The sequence below is a fragment of the Fusibacter sp. genome (assembly GCF_057447755.1).
In genome coordinates this window covers 1-2,183 of sequence record NZ_JBVBZF010000455.1, presented here as the reverse complement: position 1 = coordinate 2,183, position 2,183 = coordinate 1, and the positions used below count along the sequence as shown (strand labels likewise).

The window sequence follows — 2,183 nt, the reverse complement described above, 5'->3', positions numbered from 1 at the left end:
CTCATCATATAAATGCATAATTGCCTGTTGAAAATGTGCATCCACAGCTTCTTCGTGGTCTCTTAAAAGCACAAGAATTTGATTTTCACTCCACTGAAAAAGGTTCCCATAGTCAACTAGGTTTTCAAGCTTTCTAACCAGAGTGCTTATAAGTAGGTCTAAAAACTCTTTGTCAAAATAGCCAATTAACAACTTATAGTCCGTAATGGTAATAAGTGCGGCCACTTGGTAGTTATACTTATGCTTGTTTTGAAGCAAAAATGTTCGATTATAAATTTTGCTAACACTGTCTTTGAAGGCCAAGTCAAAAATAATGGCCTCTGACTTTTTCTTTTCACTAATATCGGAGGCTATTGATACATAATAGTATTCATCCGTTTCCTCTAAAAACAACTTTGTAATACTCTGATTGAGGGTTACAATATCACCGCTTTGGGTTTTATTGATGAATTCACCCTGAAAGTACCCCTTTTCTTCAATTTCATTTTTCATTTTATTATAAAAAGCTTCTGACATCATGCCTGACTTAATAAAGTTTGGTTTGTTGCCAATACATTCATATCGACTATATTGATATATTTTTTCAAAGCTAGGATTAACATCAATTATGGTGTTGTTTTCGTCAACAATCATAATTGCCTCAACTGCATTTCGAAAAACAGACTCTCTAATGGCAATTTTTTTTAAAATTTCCTTGCGTTTTGTGATGTCTCTGACATCTACGATACTAAAACGCAAATCAAATCGGTGAATGGTCTGGATTTGGATATCTGCATAAAAGGCACTACGATCCATTCTCTGAACACGTTTGTCTAGGAGCATATGCGTCCCGACTTCATTTAAACTTTTATTAAAATCAAGGTCAAGTTCAAAAAAATCATCAAAGGTAAAGCTTTGAGCACCTTGTTGTTTCAACTGCAAAACCCTCTGAGCAATTGGGTTGAGCATTTTGATAATGTACTGAGCATTGTTGTTTTTTTGAATCAACATAAAGGCGTTGACGTTCTTTTGAAAGGCTTGAAAATAATCTGTCATATACATTTCATCTGCAACCTGCATATCTGACTTTAGATTCGAGATGATTAAATCAATGAGCAATAAATATGCAAACCACTTCATAAAAATCGAGAGGTTCTCAAGTGACATAGGGTCAACATGGGTTGGTATAAAAGATATCATTACGCCCAAGATCAATATGGTCCAAATAATCCCTCTACTTGTAAAAAACAAAGTTCTCTTGACCTTAACCCCTCTTAGGGTCAACAATATAATAAATCCAATAAAAAGAACAAGTTCAAGATACCTGCCTAAGGTCAACATCGATTGCGAAAGTTCCGCTGATGACATGAGGAAGGCAATCCAAAAATCAAGTGAGATGACCATGATCACTGCAACACAAAAAACGACCAAGCTCTTCGTTTTTATTTTGGCAAAATCCTCATTATCGAAAATTAAAATTAAGGTAATGATGATAAACTCTCCAATCAAAAGCGTTGAATTGCCCAGATGTAAAAAGTGTTTTTGTATATGATATAGGCTGGAAAACAGTAAGGTCATGAGCATAAAAAGTTGAAGAATCTTTGATAAGCCAAGTCTTCTATCCTGTATCAAAATGAGTTCATAGACACTTAAAAAAACAATGCTTAAAGGAATATAAAGATCCAACAGAAAATCATAATGTGAATCAGGCCTTAATTTGAAAACAAAAATAGATACTAAAACCAAGAGTAAACTCACTACTCTAAATATGTTATGTATTTTTTTCATATGTAACACCCCTCTAAATTGATGGTTCATCTATATATTACCCATTAATCACAACCATACACTTATATAAAGTCAATCACGTCCTTTAAAAAAGTACCATCCACTTCTCTCGTATGCTCATCGCTGATACGCTAGTCGTGAAGGTACTTTTAATATTTCACTTGTGCCAGCCATCGCCAGTATAACGACTGCTGATATTGTCCATTTCAGACCGCTCTTTAGAGAAATATAAAATGTGATATTTGATGATTGGAATTTTTATGAGCTCTAGCCAGCCCTGATAGATACCATCAATAAATTCACTTCGCCACTGAGGAATCATCTCAAGTAAGGGACATGCATGAATCTGGTCCTTTTCAATCACTAGGGACAACGCACCTGCCTCTATATGAGGTTCAAAAGGATAGGTTCTACAT

2 protein-coding genes are annotated in these 2,183 nt (G+C 34.7%); both read right to left on the bottom strand.

The window, feature by feature from the left end:
• On the bottom strand, positions 1-1,767 hold a 1,767-nt coding region (locus AC220I_RS21585), incomplete at its 3' end, for a PAS domain-containing protein (RefSeq protein ID WP_486725936.1).
• 157 nt (positions 1,768-1,924) lie between these two features.
• Positions 1,925-2,183 (bottom strand): hypothetical protein (locus AC220I_RS21580; protein WP_486725935.1); only part of this gene is annotated, 259 nt, incomplete at its 5' end.